2 protein-coding genes are annotated in these 1,352 nt (G+C 71.7%); both read left to right on the plus strand.

Going from position 1 to position 1,352, the window contains the following annotated elements; genetic code table 11:
- On the plus strand, window positions 1-792 hold a 792-nt coding region (locus J0695_RS39000), incomplete at its 5' end, for a sortase (protein ID WP_206969596.1).
- 35 nt (window positions 793-827) lie between these two features.
- Window positions 828-1,352, plus strand: a 525-nt coding sequence (locus J0695_RS39005) for a phosphate ABC transporter ATP-binding protein (RefSeq protein ID WP_242553744.1), incomplete at its 3' end; no start/stop codon positions are given.

The following is a 1,352-nucleotide window of genomic DNA, read 5'->3' on the forward strand; positions in this document are numbered from 1 at the left end:
GCCGTCCTCATCGGCTTCGCCGCCGGCCTCACGATCGTGGGCCACCTCCAGCACACCCGCGACCAGCAGGTCGCCTACGACGAGCTGCGCAAGCAACTCGCCCTGGGAACGGCCCCGGTGGGCCAGCGCACCTACGACAACAAGCCGCTCGCCATGGGCTCCCCGGTCGCGCTCCTGCGCATTCCCGCCCTCGGCCTGAACGAGGTCGTCGCCGAGGGCACCACCTCCGGCGTGCTGATGTCCGGCCCCGGACACCGCCGCGACACCGCCATGCCGGGCCAGCCGGGCACCTCCGTGATCATGGGCAGGCAGTGGGGTTACGGCTCCCCCTTCGGCGCCGTCCACAAGCTTCCGCCGGGCGCGGAGATCGAACTGACGACGGGTCAGGGAAGGGCTGTGTACCGGGTGTTGGATGTACGCCACCCCGGCGACAAGCTCCCCGCCACGCTCGGCCAGGGGCAGGGGCGGCTCACACTCATCACCGCGAGCGGCGCCCCGTACACCCCCTCCGGACTCCTGCGCGTCGACGCCGAACTGACCTCGCCGATCCAGCCGGCCCCCGCCCGCTCCGGTGTCATCAGCCCCGCCGAGGAGGCGCTCAAGGGTGAGAGCGGTGCGTGGCTCGCGGTCTTCCTCTGGTGCCAGGCCCTCTTCATCGCATCCCTCCTCGCCGTCTGGGCGCACCGCGTCTGGGGCCGCTGGCAGACCTGGATCAGCGCCGTGCCCGTGCTCACCGCACTCGGCCTGGCGGTCGCCTCCGCCGCCACCCGCCTTCTCCCCAACCTCCTCTGACCGACGTCCTCCGGCCGACCGGGAGTCACTCCGCCATGTCCGATCTCATCGACACCGTCGTCCAGCCCCGCGTGGTGACGTCCGCGACCGCCGCTGCCTCCCTCGAAGCCGAGGCGATCTCCGCCTGGTTCGCCGACCACAAGGTCCTCGACCGGGTCTCGCTCACCATGCCCGCCCGCGAGGTCACCGCCCTCATCGGCCCCTCGGGCTGCGGCAAGTCGACCTTCCTGCGGATCCTCAACCGTATGCACGAGCTGATCGACTCGGCCTCCCTCGCAGGCCGGGTCCTTCTCGACGGCGACGACATCTACGACCGGGGCCGCCGCATCACCCGTGCCCGCCGCGAGATCGGCATGGTCTTCCAGAAGCCGAACCCCTTCCCCGCCATGTCGCTGTACGACAACGTCCTGGCGGGCCTGAAGCTCAACGGCATCAAGGCGGCCCGCGGCGGCAAGGACGACCTCGTCGAGGAGTGCCTGACCAAGGCGGGGCTGTGGCGCGAGGTCAAGGACCGGCTGCGCCAGCCGGGCGGCGCGCTCTCCGGCGGCCAGCAGCAACGC

The sequence above is a fragment of the Streptomyces beijiangensis genome (assembly GCF_017315755.1).
GTDB lineage: Bacteria > Actinomycetota > Actinomycetes > Streptomycetales > Streptomycetaceae > Streptomyces > Streptomyces beijiangensis.